Raw genomic sequence first — 15,991 nt, forward strand, 5'->3', positions numbered from 1 at the left:
GAACCCGCTTCTGCTGTGCCGGGGTTAATACCCACGAGATCCGTACGTAATCGCCCTGTTACCGTGAGTTCAACTAAAAAGGTGGGGCAAGGTCCGAGACGTCGTTCTCGACGTCACTGATCCAGAGCCCGAAGAGCACCAATCCCCGTACCCAGAAGCGGTCGTTCCACCCGTTGAACCTGGTCAGAGCGTCGGGGCCGCCGGCGATCACCTCGTGCAGCTCCTCCGACAGCAGCCCGGGCACCCGCCTCATCACCGTCTCCAGCATGCGGTGCGCATAATTTCGGGCAGGGGCGGCCGTGGACCGCAGCGGCACCCTCTGGAGGGGCTGCTTGACCACGTTGGTGGAGGGCAGCGCGGCCACCCGCGGGTTGGCCGCGTGCAGCACCTCGCGGTAGAAGCGGCCCTTGTCCTTGCGTGCCACGCCGACCGAGAGCGCGGCGTCGAAGAAGCGGGGGTCGATGAACGGCGCCGCGAACGACGCCTCGGGCCCCACCAGGTTGACCGCGGAGCGGGCGATGCCGCGCACGGTCCGGGTGTGCAGCACCGAGAGCGGCAGCTCGGCCCGGTGCCCGTGGAGCATGGAGGTGGCGGCCGCGAACTGCTCGCGCACGGTCTCCTCCATCCACTGGGCGGCGGCCTTGGACAGGAACGGCTGCGAGGGCGCCCCCAGCGACAGCGAGCCGAGCACGGCCGCGGAGCGCTCCGCCTGGGTCCTGGCCTCCAGCGCGGCCCCGCTGACCATGAAGTTCTTCAGCAGCGGGCCGCCCGCCAGGCCGTCGACGAGGATCCGGCCCGCGCCGTGCACCTCCTTGGCGAAGGGCGCGTACCAGGCGTGGTGGGGCGTGAGGTACTCGAGCCTGCGGGCCACCTCGACCGCGTCGTCCGGGTAGTCGGCGGCGTCCTGGGTGATCACGCGGTGCGTGATGCCCAGCTCCCTGGTGATCGACCTGGCGAACGCGATGTCGGTGTCGGTGCCGTCGTCGGGGCTGGTCGTCCACGACTCGACGTCCATCCCGCGGGCCTTGGCCACGCTGGCGAGCAGCCGCGAGTCGTAGCCGCCGCTGACCGGCACGAGCAGCTTGCGCCCGTCGTAGTCCTCGTAGACCTCGTGCAGCAGCTCGACGATCTCGCCGGGGCTGATCCACGACTCGTACGGCTCCGTGCGCAGCCAGCGCGGCAGCCTGCGCTCGGCCGCGACCCGGCCGTGCCGCCACACCAGCGCGCTCGACCCCGGCAGCCGCTTGACCTCGGCGTACGGCGTCGCCTCGCCCAGCGGGAAGGTCACCTGGATGATCGAGGCCCACGCCGACCAGTCGATCTCGATCGGCACCAGGCTGAGCAGCGGCTGGATCAGCGACGAAAAGTAGACCGCGTCGCCGTGGCGCACGTAGTAGACGTCCACGAGCCCGAGAGCGCCCGCGTGCAGCGTGACGTGCTCGCCGTCGCCGATCAGCCCGGGGGTCTCGTACGTCTCGGCCACCGCCATCCAGTCGTCGGCCTCGGCGGGCTTGCGCTCGCCCCAGGAGAACGCGTACGCGTTCCCCGCGCGGTGGTAGGGCGGCAGCGGCGCGGAGCTGAACAGCGCCGCCTGCGGCGACTGGAGCGCCGGGAGGACCCGCGGGCCCGCGGCGGTCAGCTTGCCGAGCATGGCGGTGTCGATCCGGCCGAGAGCGCCGCAGACATAGGGTCGCACGTTGAACTGCACCGGATCTCATCCCTTCGAGACGCTTGCGGCAAAAGAGTATCCTTTGCCGGGCTGAGGGAGCGGAGGGCCATTTGTCGACAGAGCTAGAGAGCACGCGTAAGGCGCTGCGGGATGCCGTCGCGCAGGCCGAGCGCGCGGCCGAGCTGGCCAGGCTGCTGGACGCCGCCCAGGCCAAGCTGGCCGCCGCCGAGCAGAGCGTCCAGGAGGTCAGGGCCCTGGCCGAGCGGCTGAGCGAGGCCGAGGAGCGGCTCGCGGCCGAGGAGGCGACCGCCGAAAAGCTCCGCAAGGAGCTGGCCGAGCAGCGTTTCCAGGCCGAGGTCGCCAACTGGAAGCTCTCCTCGATCAAGGTCGCCCGCTGGAACCGCCTCGGCGACGCCCTCAAGAGCGGCAAGAGCAACCCGGTGCGGCTGGCCAAGGGGCTCAAGGGCGCAGCCAGGCCCGTCAAGCGGCCCACCGCGCCCACGCGCCGGCCGCCCGCGCCCGTCAAGCCGAAGGACGAGCGCCCGGGGGCCGCGTTCCAGGCCACCAGCACGACCAGGACGGTCGCGGGCGCCTCGTTCAAGCTCAAGCCCTTCCGGGTGCCGACGGGGCCCAACACCCGGCCGCACCTGACGGCGGCGGTGATCGCCGACCCGCACGTCGAGGCGCTGCTGCGCTACGAGTGGCGGCAGACGACCGGCTTCACGCCCCGCGACTTCGCCAGGGTCCTCCCGCTGGAGGTGCCCCACCTGCTGGTGGTCGAGTCCGTCACGCAGGGGCCGTGGGCCGAGGAGATCACCGGCGAGCCGGGTGAGGGGCTCAGGGCGCTGCTCGCCTGGTGCGCCGAGCGCGGCATCCGCACCGTCTTCTGGCACACGCAGGGTGACGTGGCCGAGTACGCCGCGGCGGCGGAGCTGTTCGAGCACCGGTTCACGACCGATCTCACGGTGGCCTGGCCGCGGCTGCAGTTCGGGATCCAGCCCAGGGTGCACAACCCGCTGCCGCTCTCCAGCGGGCGCATCGACCGGGTGCTCACGCTCGACCAGCTCCTGCCCGAGCACCTGACGTACCCTGACGTGCTGACGTCCTACCGGTGGCCGGCCGGCGTGGAGTGCCCGCCCGGCACGCCCCAGTGGCGGCTGGCCGAGCTCGCCGCCTGCGGCACGTCCATCGGCGCCGACCCCGACACCCGGCGGGCGCACGTGGCGCTGCGGCGGGCGTACCAGATGGGCACGATGACCGAGCGCGTCGACGAGCTGCTGGACGCGATCGGCCTGCCCAGCGCCCGTGCCACGCTCAACACCTCGGTCCTGCTGCCGGTCACGGACCCGTACCTGATGGAGCACGCGCTGGCGCAGGTCGCCAAGCAGTCCGGGATCGACCAGCTGATCATCATCGGGCCGCCCGAGTCGGAGCAGCGGGCCCGCGACGTGCTGCCCGACGTGGAGGTCGTCCACCGCCTGCCGCGCCCGGAGATGACCGTGGGCGCGATGCTCGGCGCCGGCATCGACCTGTGCGAGGCCGACCTGGTGGCGGTCATGGACCCGCGCGACATGTACGGCGCGCACTACCTGACCGACCTCAAGCGGGCCTTCCTCTTCAGCACCGCCGACATCGTGGGCAAGGCCGCCTTCTACGCCCACCTGCGCAAGGCCCGGGCCACGCTGATCAAGCAGCCCGACGCCGAGTACACGTACGTGCCCGAGATCGTCGGCGCGACCCTCCTGGCCCGCCGGAACACGCTGCGCGAGGTGGGCTTCGCCGACCTCACCGAAGGGTGGGACGAGGTGCTCATGCGGCAGTGCCGCACGGACGGGATCAAGGTGTTCTCGGCCGACCGGTTCGGCTACGTGCGGGTGCGCGACGAGGACAGCCGGCTGCTCGGTGCGGCCCAGCTGGTCGAGTACGGCTCGGCGGAGCCCCACGCGCTCATCTAGAGTCGACGGTGTGATCGCACGGGAGCTGGCCGGCGTGCTGGGGGAGCCGCCCGCGCCAGAGGGCTCGTGGGAGCGGGAGGCGGTGTACGTCTCCGCGGCGGCCCTGCGGCGGCGGCTGCCCGCACACATGCTCGCCGACCAGGTGCGGGCGGTGCCCGGGGTGGCCGGCGTGGAGGTGCGGGGCGACGGCCTGCTGCGGATCACCGTGGCGGTGCCCGGCGCGCTGCTGGAGTCGATGTCGGTGGAGCGCGCCGACATCCCCGAGCCGGGCTGGCCGGACTTCCCCCGCACCTGGGACAACCCTGGGTTCGTGGTGCGTTACGGGCATGCGCGGGCCTGCGCGGTGCTCCGGTGGGCGCGGGAGCTCGGGGTGGCGTCCGAGGGTTTCCGGGGCGAGCTGCTCGACGATCCGTACGACCGGCGGGTGCTGCGGGCGCTGGCCGAAATCCCGGGGCGGACGGTCAGCAGGGAGCCGGGGTGGGAGACGTACCTCGTGCGGCTGGCGCTGGCCTATCACGACGCGCACGAGCGCGCGCCCGCCGTGCCGGTCGGCGACGAGCCGCCGGGGCCGGTGCACACGGCGCGGGTGCGGCTGGCGGAGGCCGTACGGGGTGTGCTGCCCGGACCTGCGCGAATCTGAGCAGAAAATATCCGGCCAAATGGCGAAAAATCGTAAAAATATCCCTTGGGGAGCTTGATCGCGTCTCGATACGTGGTCAGTGGGTCATGGCTTACTTGCGGTTCCGATAGCCTCGATCGGGTGAGCCGATTCGTCCATCCCGCCGGGGACCGGCATGCCGAGATGCTGCCCCACGAGCGCCCGCCGGTGGCGCCCGCCGATCTCAACCGGATCAACCCCGCGATCTGGCCGCGAACGTCGACCCGGACCGATGGCGCGCTCACTGTCGGCGGCGTGGACGTGCGCGATCTGGCCCGCGAGCACGGCACGCCGCTCTACGTGCTCGACGAGGCCGACGTGCGCTCGCGCATGCGCGACTACGCCACGGCCTTCGCCGGCTCCGAGGTCCACTACGCGGGCAAGGCGTTCCTGTGCAAGGAGATCGTGCGCTGGCTCCGCGACGAGGGGCTCGGCCTGGACGTGGCCAGCAGCGGCGAGCTGGCGGTCGCGCTCAGCGTCGGCTTCCCGCCGGAGCGCATCACGATGCACGGCAACAACAAGTCGCTCGCCGAGCTGTCCAGGGCGCTCGAGGCGGGGGTCGGGCACATCGTGGCCGACTCGTACGAGGAGATCGCCCGGCTCGGCTACCTCGCCCAGGAGCTGGGCAAGCGGCCCAAGGTGATGATCCGGGTGACCACCGGGGTCGAGGCGCACACGCACGAGTTCATCGCGACGGCGCACGACGACCAGAAGTTCGGCCTGTCGCTCAACACCGGGGCGGCCGCCGAGGCCGTGCGGCGCGTCCTCGCGCTCCCGCAGCTCGAGCTGGTCGGGCTCCACTCGCACATCGGCTCCCAGATCGTCGACACGGCCGGGTTCGAGGTGGCGGCCAGGCGCCTGACCGCGCTGCTCGTGGAGATCAAGGAGGAGCACGGCGTCGTGCTCCCCGAGCTCGACCTCGGCGGCGGCTACGGCATCGCCTACGTGGAGGGTGACGAGGCTCCCGACATCAAGGAGCTGGCCGACAGCCTGCGCGAGATCGTCACCAAGGTGTGCAAGGACGCCGGCCTGCCCGTGCCCCGGCTGACCGTGGAGCCGGGGCGCACCGTCGTCGGCCCCGGGGGCATCACCCTCTACGAGGTCGGCACCATCAAGGACGTCGAGGGCCTGCGCACCTACGTGAGCGTCGACGGCGGCATGAGCGACAACGTGCGCACCGCGCTCTACGGCGCCGAGTACACCGCCGTGCTGGCCAGCCGCGAGAGCACCGCCGAGCCGATGCTCAGCCGCCTGGTCGGCAAGCACTGCGAGAGCGGCGACATCCTCGTGCGCGACTTCCACCTACCCGCCGACCTGGCGCCCGGCGACCTGATCGCGGTGGCCGCGACGGGCGCCTACTGCCGCTCGCTGGCCAGCAACTACAACTACCTGCCCAAGCCCGCCGTGGTCGCCGTCTCCGGCGGCGAGTCACGGGTGATCGTGCGGGGCGAGACCGAGGACGACCTGTTGAGGGGACAGCTGTGAAACCGCTGAAGGTGGCCCTCCTGGGCTGCGGCGTCGTCGGCACGCAGGTCATCAGGCTCATGCACGATCAGGCCGCCGACCTCGCCGCGCGCATCGGCGCCCCGCTGGAGCTGGCCGGGGTCGCGGTGCGCCGGCTCGGCCGCAAGCGCGACGTGGAGATCGACCCCGAGCTGTTCACGACCGACGCCGAGGCGCTGGTCACGCGCGACGACGTGGACATCGTGATCGAGGTCATCGGCGGCATCGAGCCCGCCCGCACGCTGATCGTCTCGGCCCTGTCCAGGGGCAAGTCGGTCGTCACGGCCAACAAGGCGCTGCTGGCCGAGGACGGCGCCACCCTGCACGAGGCCGCCAGGAAGGGCAATGGCGACCTCTACTTCGAGGCCAGCGTGGCCGGCGCCATCCCGCTGCTGCGCCCCCTGCGCGAGTCGCTGGCCGGCGACCGCGTCAAGCGGGTGCTTGGCATCGTGAACGGCACCACCAACTACATCCTCGACAAGATGGACACGACCGGGGCGTCCTTCACCGACGCCCTGGAGGAGGCCCAGACCCTGGGCTACGCGGAGGCCGACCCGACGGCCGACGTCGAGGGCTTCGACGCCGCCGCCAAGGCCGCCATCCTGGCCGGCCTCGCCTTCCACAGCCGCGTCACGGCCGCCGACGTGCACCGGGAGGGCATCACCGAGATCACCGCCACTGACGTGGCCTCGGCCAAGGCCATGGGCTACGTCATCAAGCTGCTGGCCATCTGCGCCCGCTCCGACGACGGCCGCTCCTTCGGGGTGCGGGTGCACCCGGCGATGATCCCCCGGACGCATCCGCTGGCCGGGGTGCGGGAGGCGTACAACGCGGTCTTCGTGGAGGCGGAGTCGGCGGGGCAGCTCATGTTCTACGGCAAGGGGGCGGGTGGCGCGCCCACGGCCTCCGCCGTCCTGGGCGACCTGGTGGCCGTCGCGAGAAACCGCTTGGCGGGCACGCGCGGGCCGGAGGAGTCGACGTACGCGGACCTGGCGGCCCACCCCATGGGCGACACGGTCACGCGCTGCCACGTGGCGCTCGACGTGGCCGACAAGCCGGGCGTGCTGGCGCGGGTGGCCGAGCTGTTCGCCAAGCACGACGTGTCGATCCAGACGGTGCGCCAGGAGGGGCACGGCGACGACGCCCAGCTCGTCATCGTCACCCACCGCGCCACCGACGCGGCGCTCTCGGCGACCATGGAGGAGCTGCGGGAGCTCGACATCGTCCGCGCCGTGGCCAGCGTGATGCGCGTCGAGGGCGACGACTAGCCTCAGGCCACCGACGCCTAAGAGCTCTAGGCGTCGGGGAAGGCCAGGCCGCGGACCTTCCGGACGGCTCTCTTGAGCACCGTGCGGTTCTGGGCGCGGGCGAGGCGGACCGCCTCCCTGCGCCAGGACTCCGCCTTCTCGCGCCAGCGGGCCGCGTCCCGGCCGTTCTTGCCCGCCTCGCGCCGCAGCTGGGCGATCTCCGCCCGTAGCGCGGCCACGCGCCTGCGATAGAGGGCGATCTCCTTGTCGTGCTCGGCCGCGACCCGGTCGAGCTCCGGGAGCGGCCTCTTGCGCGGCGGATAGACGGCGGGGCGTCGGGTGAAGCCCCAGCTCTCCCCGTCCAGCCATTCCAGGCCGAAAAGGGCGTCGACGAGGTCGTCCCAGTCGTCGTCCGGCGCGGCCACCAGCGCGGCCCGGGACTGTGCGGCCGTGCGGTCCAGGCGGGCGAGCGTGACGCCCGCCGCCGTCTCTTCCAGGGCCACGCAGAGGGCCCCCAGGTCGTGCTCCTCCATGTACGCCACCAGGCGTTCCACCGTGTCCTTCGAGGGCACCCAGCCGGGCGGGACCGAGAGCCGGAACGGGGGCGTGCCCTCGAGGGGCGGGGCCAGGTGGACGCGGGGGTCGTGGGCGAAGTTCGCGTGGATGAGGCGCAGGTCGAGGTACGGGTCGGCGAGCGGGGAGCGGCGCCCGTCGTCCAGCGCCTCCCAGGGTCCGGGGACGGTGACCCTGATGTCCGGGAGCGAGCTCGCCAGGAGGGCGTCGACCGTGGCCCGGACGTCCTCGTACGTGCCCGCCTGCACCGTCGCGTCCACGTACGGCACCAGCCACTGGCGGCCGGCGTCGGCGCGCAGGTAGCGCCGGTAGGGGACCCGGTCGGCGATGTACGGGTCGTTGTACCGCTTCAGCGCCGCGAAGTCGCGCATCGCCGTCGGGAGCCCGACGTGCCACGCACGCGACTCCGGGTCCGGCACGAACACCGCGCCCGCCTGCGTGAGGCGGTAGCCCAGCTCCGTGTCCTCGGCCAGCACCAGGGACGTGTCCATGCCGCCGATCGAGCGCAGCAGCGCGGCCGGGTAGGACACCGTGGCGCCCACGTGGACGCGGGTGGCCAGCGAGCTGGAGGCGGTGCGCAGGCCGTCGTGGTCGTGGATGATCCGTTCGGCCCAGTCGTGGCGGTGCGGCGCCAGGGGGAAGAGCTCGCCCTCCGCCCCCGTCTCCAGCGCCCGGCGTACCTGCTCCTGCGTCGGGAGGTCGGTGGCGGCGGTGAAGTCGATCCAGCCCAGCGCCACCACGTACGGGGCCAGGTGGTGCCAGCGGAGCTGGGCCTCCACGTGCCGCCGGTGCGGGACCATGTCGGCGTCCAGGACGAACACCACCTCGCCGGTCGCGGCGTCCAGGCCCGCCTGCACGGCCCAGGCCCGGCCCCAGCCGCCGGGCGGGCTGGACATCAGCGTGGTCTTCGCCGGGACGATCTCGGGCAGGCGGAGCGGGGTGGTGCTGCCGTCGTCCACGACGACGACGTCGATGAGGTGCTCGGGATAGCTCTGGGCGGAGAGGGCGGCCAGGGTGAGGTCCAGCGTCTCCTGGCGGTCGTGGACCGGGATGACGACGGTGACGGTGAGCGTGGGCTCCCATTCGCCCAGGGCGGGCGGGGTGAGCACGCCGAAGTCGTTGTGCCGGATGCGCGGAATGCCTGTCATGGGGTCCCGTCCATGGCCATGAGGGCGTTCGGGCGGAAGCCGCGCCACTGCTGTCGGTTGCGCTGCAGGAACGTCCCGATCGGCTCCTGCCAGGTGTGGTTGGCCGCCGGGCCCCTGCGCAGGATGTAGCCGAGCCCGTGCGTACGGTAGATCTGCCCGCCGGCCGCCTGCAGGGCCTCCTGGAACTGCGTGTCCACCGAGCGCCGCAGCGGCCTGAACCCGCCCACCGCCTGGAACGCCGACCGCTCCACCAGGATCGTCCCCCCGGCGACGAAGCTGGTGATCTGCTCGGTCACCTGCTTGCGGTGCACGGTGACGTCGATGGACGACAGGTACACGAACTCCGGCACCGTGCCGACCACCTGGGCGCCCGAGTACGAATGCGCCAGCAGCAGGTCGGACAGGAAGTCGGGGCCGTACCAGTCGTCGTCGTCCATCTTCAGCAGGAACGACCCCGAGGCCCGCGCGGCCGCGTCGTTCAGCACCTCGCCGAACACGGCCTGCTGGTCGGCCTCAAGCACGGTCAGCGGGCGCTCGAACGCCTCGATCGCCTTGGCCACGTCCGGGTGGTTCTTGGGGACGCCGTGCAGGGCGAGGACCACCTCGAGCTGCGCGCCGCGCTGGCGGGCGACCTGGTCGAGCGCGAACGACACCATGTCAGTACGGCGGGTCGCCAGCAGGACCGAGGTGAGCGGGGGAGCGGGGGCGGGGGCGCCGAGCTGCTCCCATCGTGCGGCCACGCCGTGGGTGCGGAGCGCGGCGCGGCGCAGGCGGATGCTGTGCTCCTCGCGCCGCAGGTCGTCGGAGAGGTCCGGACAGCGCTCGATGAGCCCGATGATCTCGTCGCCCAGGGCGCCCGCCCAGCGCGGCACCGTCCGCGCACGCAGCGGCACCCCGGCGGCGGCCAGCCCGGCCAGCACCCGTACGGCGGCCAGCGGGCCGCTGTGCGCGTGCCGCCAGTCGACCTCGACGCCGCGGATCTGCCGCAACCTGGCCACGTCCGCGTCGGTGACACCGCCCGACTCGGCGAACGACGTCATGACCTTCCCGTCCTGCACCACCGACCAGCGGCCGTCCCGCTCGGCCAGCGACGCCATGCCGCGTGACGGGGTGGTGACGAAACCCTGGGGGTTCACGAGCCGTTCGTCCACGGGCGGGATCATGGACGGCTCGCCCAGCACGTCGGGGTCGGTCAGCGGCGAGTCGCCCATCCCGGGGCGGCCCAGGCGCTCCCAGCTCACGGCCCGCAGCGTCGGCCGCTCGATCGGCTTCTCGTCACCGGCCCACTCGACGACCTCGTCGTCGGCGGACGCCCCGATCCCGCCCCCGCCCGCCGCGCCGGCCCGCCCCGCGCGGGATTGCGCGCCACTCCGGACGCCGTCGGCCCGTGCTGCGGGGTTGGCACTGTCGGCCTGTGCCGGGGGCTCGGCGCCATGGGCCTGCGCTGTGGGCTCGGCGCTGTCGGCCCGTGCCGCAAGCTCCGCGCCCTCTGCCCTTGCCGCAAGATCCGTGCCGCCGGCGTGGGACGCTCCTGCGCCGTCGGCGGCCGCCACCCTGCCCTTGTCGCCGTTGACCTGCGCCGGGCCGGGCTCGGGCGTCGCCGTGCCACCCGCGTCCCGGGGGCGTCCGGCGGAGCGGAGGGGCGAGAGGCCCCTCGCAGAGCCACCACCGGCCGCTGCGGCCTGGTCGGCGTCGAACGCGTGCTCCACCGACGGGTGCCCGAGCGTGCGGAGCACCACGTCGCTGCCCGGCGCGCCCACCCGCTCAGGCACCGGCCCCGTGATCTCGGCAGGGGTCGCGTTCGGGTCGCCGGGCCGCCAGTCCGCCGCCCCGACGCCCGCGATCGCCGCCGCGGGCGCCGCGATGACGTCGAGGCGGTGTCCAGCGAACGCCCGCGCCGTCGCCGTCACGGTACGGCCCGCGGGCGTGGACGCGGAGAAGCGGGCATCGACCACCCAGACCCGGTTCTTGGGCTGGTACACCCGCAGATCGGTCAAGGACCGCCACCGGTGGGCGGGCGTCGGCATGGGCACCGGCGCCGGGTGGGAGGCCGGCGTGTCCAGCACCGCCACCACCACCCGCCCGGCCTGCGGCAGCAGCTTGTGCAGCGTCGCGATCCTGCGCAGGTCGGCCGGCGTCCTGGCCAGCACCAGAACCTCATCCGCCTGCGCCGGCTCGGCGGATGGCTCCAGCAGGTCCCGATCGAGGTCCACGACGTCCCGGCCGGCGTCGGCGTAGATCGGGGCAATGTCATCGATCCCGGCGAAGAAGACGCGCGCTCCGCGTAGCTCCGCCAGCAACTTCCGGATCATCCGGCGCTCCGCAGGTGTCTGATCAGCGAGCCCAACCCGCCCCGGTCCTCCCGATCATCGGCAGGAGGCTCGGCGGACAGCCGCTCGACCTCGGCCGCGAGCCGCTGCACCTGCGCGCGCAGCTTCTTGACCTCCGCCAGCCGCTCCCCGGCCAGCGCCCGCCATTTCGCCGGGTCTCCGGCCAGCGGTTCGGCCTCCTCCGCCGTGGCGAAGCCGTACTCGCTCCCGCTGACCCACTCGGACCCGAACATCTCGTCCACCAGGTCATCGGCCGCGCCCTCGAACCGGGCGGCGCGGGCGAAGGCCGCCGTGCGCTCCAGGCGGGCGGCCACGACCCCGGACGCGCTCTCCGACAGCGCGACGCTGACCAGGCCGAGCAGGTCGCGTTCCGCGTGGCGTACGAGCCGGGAAAGGGTGTCGGCGCCCAGCACCCACCCGGCGGGCACGCTGAGCAGGAAGGGGGCCGGCGTGGCGGAGGCGGGTACGCTCTGCGCGAACGACACCCGAGGCTCATGGGCGTAGAGGTTGTGGAGCAGCCGCAGGTCGAGGAAGGGGTCGTCCAGGTTGGAGCGGCGTTCGTCCGTCAGCTGGTCCCAGGGGCCGACGAGCGTCACGGCGGCGTCGGTGAGGGTGCCCGCGAGGGCCGAGTCCACGGTCGCCCGCGTCTCCTCGTAGGTGGTCGCCGCCACGACGACCCGCACGTACGGCACCCGCCAGTGACGCCGGGGATGGCTGCGCAGCCAGCGCAGATCCGGGATGAGATCCCCGAGGTAGGACCAGTTGTGCCGGTGCACGTCCTTCTCCCGCAGCATCACGGTGGAGGGCCCGACGTGCCAGGCCCTGGCCTCCGCGTCGGGGATGAACACCGCACCCGCCTGGGCCAGCCGCCAGCCGAGCTCGGTGTCCTCGGCCATGTTCAGGGAGGCGTCCACGCCGCCCGCCGCACGCAGCAGCTCGGCCCGTACGGACGAGGACGCCCCCGTGTGCAGCAGGTACGCGGTCGGGCCCGCGTCCTTGAGGCGCCTGGAGGACTCCAAGGTCCTGGTCACGTACTCGGACTGGACGCCCTCCTCGCCCGGCCGCTCCACGAACCACGTGTCCCCGATCACCACCGCGTGGTCGATCAGGTGGTGCCAGCGCATGTGCGCCTCGATGTGGTCGTCCGCGAGGAGCATGTCGGAGTCGAGCCAGTGGATCACGTCGCCGGTGGCGGCGAGCTGCCCCGCCTGCCTGGCCGCGCCGCGCCCCCATCCGTCGGCGACCCGTACGACCCGAGCGCCCGGCACGTCGAGCGGCGGCTCGCTCCCGTCGTCCGCGACCACGACTTCCATCAGTTCGGCCGGGTACGTCTGCCGCGCGAGCGCCGCGACCGTACGCCCCAGCGCCTCCGCGCACTTGTAGGCCGGGATGACCACCGAGACCCGCAGCGAGGGCTCCCACGCCCCCAGCGCGGGCGGCCGCAGCACCCCGTAGTCGTTGTGCCTGACCCGCGTCATACGGAGTCCCTGGCCAGCGCGCGAACCTCTTCGCGCAGCTCCTCCACCTCTCGCGCCCGGGCCATGGCGTTCACCCGGTCCTCCCCGAGCGAGGCCAGGATCGCGCCCAGGTCGTCGGCCCGCCGGGCGGCCGAGTCCTCGACGGCCTGCACCAGGAGGTCCAGCCTGGTCTCGATGCTTTTCAGAGCGGTGGTGGTCCGTGCCAGCTCCGCCTCGTACTTCTTGATCCGCAGGTCGATCCGGTGCGCCTTGCCGTCGAGGCGGCGCACGGTGAGCGTGAGGAACGCGAGAGCCGCCAGCGCGACCAGGAAGGCCACCGTGGCCGCGGCCGCGCCGAGGGTGATCAGGCCGGCGAGCACGAGCAGGGCGAGCACGCCGACGGCCAGAGCGGCAAGGATTGCGGCGGTCGCCGCCAGCCGGCGGGGCGAGAGCATCCGCGCATACCTTTCGTAGTTCAACGCTTGACGGACATCAGAGGCGTCACGGACAACACGGGATTATTGACACCTTAATCAACACCGATCCCTACCGTGCCACAGGTTCCTGGAGGAAAACTGAGAATCATCCCGCCTTAACCTGCGGCTCAGGGCCCGCGGAATGCGGCGGAAGGCTCTACCTGTCAGTAAAACCGGCGTAAGGTAGGCGCCGACCGAGTCTCAAGGAGGCTTATGTCCATCACCCCTTGCGGCTTCGCCCGCACGGCGGAGAAGGGGCTGGCCCGCCTGCACTGGTCCGAGGGCGGCTGGGCGGTCGAGGGGCAGCCGCCCGACGTGCCGGCGCTGCGCCCGCTCCGCGGCCTGGAGATCGAGTGGCCCGCCGCCGAGGTGCCCCTGGACGGTCTGCTGAGCCTGGCCGCGGCCGGGATCCCGCTGACCGCCGACCGGGCGGCGCCGTGGGTGCCCGCCGGCCTCTCCGCGCTGCTCACCGACCGCGACTGGCTCGCTCACGCGGCCGACGGCAGCCCGCGTTCGCTGGCCGACCTGCGCAGGGAGGAGCACAGCGTACGCCTGCGCCGCCTGGCGCACCCCGTCGACAGGCCCAAGATCAGCATCGTCATGTCAAGCAAGCGGTCAAGGATGGTGGGGGCGGCGCTGGCCCAGATGGAGGCGCAGCGGGACGTCGAGGCCGAGGTGCTGCTCGGGCTGCACGGGGTGGGGTTCGAGGAGGTACGCGAGCCGGTCGAGTCCTGCTCGCTGCCCGTGAAATGGGTCGAGGCGCCGGAGTCCGTGCCGTTCGGCGAGGTGCTCAACCGGACGGCGGCGCTGGCGGGTGGCGACTACCTGGCCAAATGGGATGACGACGACTGGTACGGGCCGCGCCACCTGGGCGATCTGTTCATGGCGCTGTCGTACTCGGGGGCCGACGTGGTGGGCACGACGGCGGAGTTCTTCTATCTGGAGCCGTTACGGGCGACGGTCCGGCGTACGACCTTCGCCAGCGGGGCGGCGTATCCGAGCGAGGTCTGGGCCGATCATGTGGCCGGTGGGACGATCATGGTGTCTCGAGAGAAATTTCAGGAAATAGGCGGATTTCCCGGGTTACCCCGAGCGGTCGATCTTGAATTCCTGAAAGCGGCGCAAAAGGCCGGTGCGCGCGTCTACCGTACCCACGGACTGGGCTACGTCCTGCGCAGAGGGCTCAGTGACGAGCACACCTGGCAGTTGCCGCTGGCCCACTTCCTCAAGGTGGCCGTCAACCAGTGGCGCGGCTTCCGCCCGAGCCTGCTGATGGAAGCCGCATGACGACGGGCGTCGCCGGGCCGGCGAGGGTACGCGGGAACGACTACCGGATCCTCCGGCCCCTCCTCGGCGACTTCACCCCGGAGCTCAAGGTCAGCGTCGTCATCCCGGCCTACGGCGGGCAGGACAAGCTCGACCTCGTGCTGGCCGGACTGGCCGGGCAGACGTACCCGGCGGAGCTGACCGAGGTCATCGTCGTCGACAACGCCAGCGCGCCCCCGCTGCGCCTGCCCGCCGTCCGCCCCGAAGACACGCGCCTGATCGTCTGCGCGGAGCCGGGGCGCGCGAGCGCCCGCAACGCCGGCCTGGCCCAGGCGACGGGTGACGTGATCCACTGGCTCGACTCCGACGTGGTGCTCACCCCGGGCGCGATCGAGGCCCACATGCGCTGGCACCACGCCGCCCCCTATCTCGTCGTGACCGGCTGCATCCGGTTCACCGACGCGGAACTGCCCGCCGAGCTCCCCTGCGACCTGGAGGAGCACTTCGAGCCCGCCGAGCCGCACACCTGGATCATCGAGCTGCTCGAACGCACCGACGGCCTCACCGACAACCCCCAGCGCCCGTTCAGCCTGCACGTCGGGGGCGCGACCTCCGTCAACGCCGGCCTCGTCGAGGCGGCGGGCCTGATGGACGACGAGCTGATCCTGGGCCAGGACACCGAGATGGGCTACCGGCTCAGCCAGGCGGGCGCGGTCTTCGTGCCGGAGCCCGCGGCCCGCGCGTACCACCTCGGGCCCACCATGCGGATGCGCGACAAGAAGCCGATCGACCGGGTGAGCCACGCGTTCGTGGCCGATCGCATCCCGTCGTACCGCTGGCTGCGCGGGCATCCAGGGCGGCAGTGGAAGGTCCCGTACGTCACCGTGGCGGTGGACGGCACGGCGGGCTACGAAGCGGTTCGGGCCACCGTGGACGCGCTGCTCGCCGGCACCGTGCCCGACCTGTCCGTGCTCCTCGTCGGCCCCTGGGACACCCTCGAGCGCGACCACCGCGCGCCCCTGGAGGACCCCGGCCTCGACCTGGTGCTGGTCCACGGCCATTACCGGTACGAGGGGCGGGTGATCCTGTCGGCCACGGAGTCGGCCGACCCGGCCGTGCCCTTCGTGCTGCGCCTGCCGCCCGGCTGGATCCCCGGCGAGGACTCGCTCGCCCGCCTGCTCGACCTGGCCCGCGGCGAGGGCCTGGGCCTGGTGAACGTGCTGCTCCACGAGTCGTCCCAGGGCGTCGTCGCGGCCCGCCTGGAACGCACGTCCGCCTTCGCCAGGGCCCGCCTCCTGGCAGACCCGGGTGAGGACCTGGACGACGTGGTGGACACGGTGGCGGGCGTCTTCTGGGTGGAGGGCGAGACGTACGGGTTCACCACCGAGGCCGCGCCCCTGCTCGGGCGGCGGGGGGCGTACCGGGCCCGGCTGGAGGCCCAGGCCGAGGCGGCCCGGCTGGCCAAGGAGGCCGAGCGGCTGCGGGCGCAGGTGACCAGGTGGCGGGACGAGGCGCAGCGCTGGCGCAGGTCGGCGGTGGAGCTGCGGCGCGAGGTCGGCACGTTACGCCGCCGGCTGGCCGCCGCCGACCGCGCCCAGCAGAGCCTCCGTGTCGTGGTGTCGACGACGATGAAACGCGCCCTGCGCAAGCGCCTCCGCGGCTGAGCCGGCTGCACCGGGCTGCCTGCGCCGGGCTGCCTGTGCCGGGTC

General features: G+C 72.7%; 11 protein-coding genes. 6 read left to right on the plus strand and 5 right to left on the minus strand.

Annotated elements, in window-relative coordinates; genetic code table 11:
* Positions 1 to 73: 73 nt before the first annotated feature.
* Positions 74 to 1,696, minus strand: a complete 1,623-nt coding sequence (locus tag AB0H84_RS32710) for an asparagine synthetase B family protein (protein ID WP_357612789.1) — start codon at positions 1,694 to 1,696, stop codon at positions 74 to 76.
* Positions 1,697 to 1,779: 83 nt separating this feature from the next.
* Between AB0H84_RS32710 and AB0H84_RS32715 the strand changes: the two genes are divergently transcribed.
* The 4 genes from AB0H84_RS32715 (at position 1,780) to AB0H84_RS32730 (ending at position 7,053) form a co-directional block, all read left to right on the plus strand.
* Positions 1,780 to 3,624, plus strand: coding sequence for a hypothetical protein (locus AB0H84_RS32715; RefSeq protein WP_357612792.1), 1,845 nt, complete (start codon positions 1,780 to 1,782; stop codon positions 3,622 to 3,624).
* Between the two features lie 10 nt (positions 3,625 to 3,634).
* Entirely contained in the window at positions 3,635 to 4,264 is a 630-nt protein-coding gene (locus AB0H84_RS32720) for an anticodon-binding protein (RefSeq protein ID WP_357612795.1), read from the plus strand.
* Positions 4,265 to 4,384: 120 nt separating this feature from the next.
* Positions 4,385 to 5,767 (plus strand): diaminopimelate decarboxylase, encoded by a 1,383-nt coding sequence (lysA, locus tag AB0H84_RS32725; protein ID WP_357612798.1) that lies wholly within the window; start codon positions 4,385 to 4,387, stop codon positions 5,765 to 5,767.
* Positions 5,764 to 7,053, plus strand: coding sequence for a homoserine dehydrogenase (locus AB0H84_RS32730; protein ID WP_357612801.1), 1,290 nt, complete (start codon positions 5,764 to 5,766; stop codon positions 7,051 to 7,053). Before lysA ends, AB0H84_RS32730 begins: the two co-directional genes overlap by 4 nt.
* A 26-nt stretch (positions 7,054 to 7,079) precedes the next feature.
* On the opposite strand, the gene AB0H84_RS32735 is transcribed toward AB0H84_RS32730, so the two are convergent.
* Genes AB0H84_RS32735 through AB0H84_RS32750 form a run of 4 tightly spaced genes read right to left on the minus strand, consistent with a single transcriptional unit; the run spans position 7,080 to position 12,995 of the window.
* On the minus strand, positions 7,080 to 8,753 hold the full coding sequence (locus tag AB0H84_RS32735) for a glycosyltransferase (RefSeq protein WP_357612804.1): 1,674 nt from the start codon (positions 8,751 to 8,753) through the stop codon (positions 7,080 to 7,082).
* Entirely contained in the window at positions 8,750 to 11,065 is a 2,316-nt protein-coding gene (locus AB0H84_RS32740; RefSeq protein ID WP_357612807.1) for a glycosyltransferase, read from the minus strand. The genes AB0H84_RS32735 and AB0H84_RS32740 overlap by 4 nt, the downstream gene beginning before the upstream one ends.
* Positions 11,062 to 12,561, minus strand: a complete 1,500-nt coding sequence (locus AB0H84_RS32745) for a glycosyltransferase (protein WP_357612810.1) — start codon at positions 12,559 to 12,561, stop codon at positions 11,062 to 11,064. The genes AB0H84_RS32740 and AB0H84_RS32745 overlap by 4 nt, the downstream gene beginning before the upstream one ends.
* Positions 12,558 to 12,995, minus strand: a complete 438-nt coding sequence (locus tag AB0H84_RS32750; protein WP_357612813.1) for a hypothetical protein — start codon at positions 12,993 to 12,995, stop codon at positions 12,558 to 12,560. The genes AB0H84_RS32745 and AB0H84_RS32750 overlap by 4 nt, the downstream gene beginning before the upstream one ends.
* Positions 12,996 to 13,229: 234 nt before the next feature.
* Between AB0H84_RS32750 and AB0H84_RS32755 the strand changes: the two genes are divergently transcribed.
* Complete coding sequence (locus AB0H84_RS32755) at positions 13,230 to 14,303, plus strand: family 2 glycosyl transferase (protein ID WP_357612816.1); 1,074 nt, start codon at positions 13,230 to 13,232, stop codon at positions 14,301 to 14,303.
* A complete protein-coding gene (locus AB0H84_RS32760) occupies positions 14,300 to 15,946 on the plus strand; it encodes a glycosyltransferase (protein ID WP_357612819.1) in 1,647 nt (548 codons plus the stop codon). The genes AB0H84_RS32755 and AB0H84_RS32760 overlap by 4 nt, the downstream gene beginning before the upstream one ends.
* Positions 15,947 to 15,991: the final 45 nt, after the last annotated feature.

The organism is Nonomuraea sp. NPDC050786, assembly GCF_040654115.1.
Classification (GTDB): Bacteria; Actinomycetota; Actinomycetes; order Streptosporangiales; family Streptosporangiaceae; genus Nonomuraea.

Bases quoted from the DNA above. Each gene is read 5' to 3' on its own strand.
- AB0H84_RS32735 (WP_357612804.1), bottom strand. From the start codon at position 8,753: ATGACAGGCATTCCGCGCATCCGGCACAACGACTTCGGCGTGCTCACC.
- AB0H84_RS32740 (WP_357612807.1), bottom strand. From the start codon at position 11,065: ATGATCCGGAAGTTGCTGGCGGAGCTACGCGGAGCGCGCGTCTTCTTC.
- AB0H84_RS32745 (WP_357612810.1), bottom strand. From the start codon at position 12,561: ATGACGCGGGTCAGGCACAACGACTACGGGGTGCTGCGGCCGCCCGCG.
- AB0H84_RS32750 (WP_357612813.1), bottom strand. From the start codon at position 12,995: ATGCTCTCGCCCCGCCGGCTGGCGGCGACCGCCGCAATCCTTGCCGCT.
- AB0H84_RS32755 (WP_357612816.1), top strand. From the start codon at position 13,230: ATGTCCATCACCCCTTGCGGCTTCGCCCGCACGGCGGAGAAGGGGCTG.
- AB0H84_RS32760 (WP_357612819.1), top strand. From the start codon at position 14,300: ATGACGACGGGCGTCGCCGGGCCGGCGAGGGTACGCGGGAACGACTAC.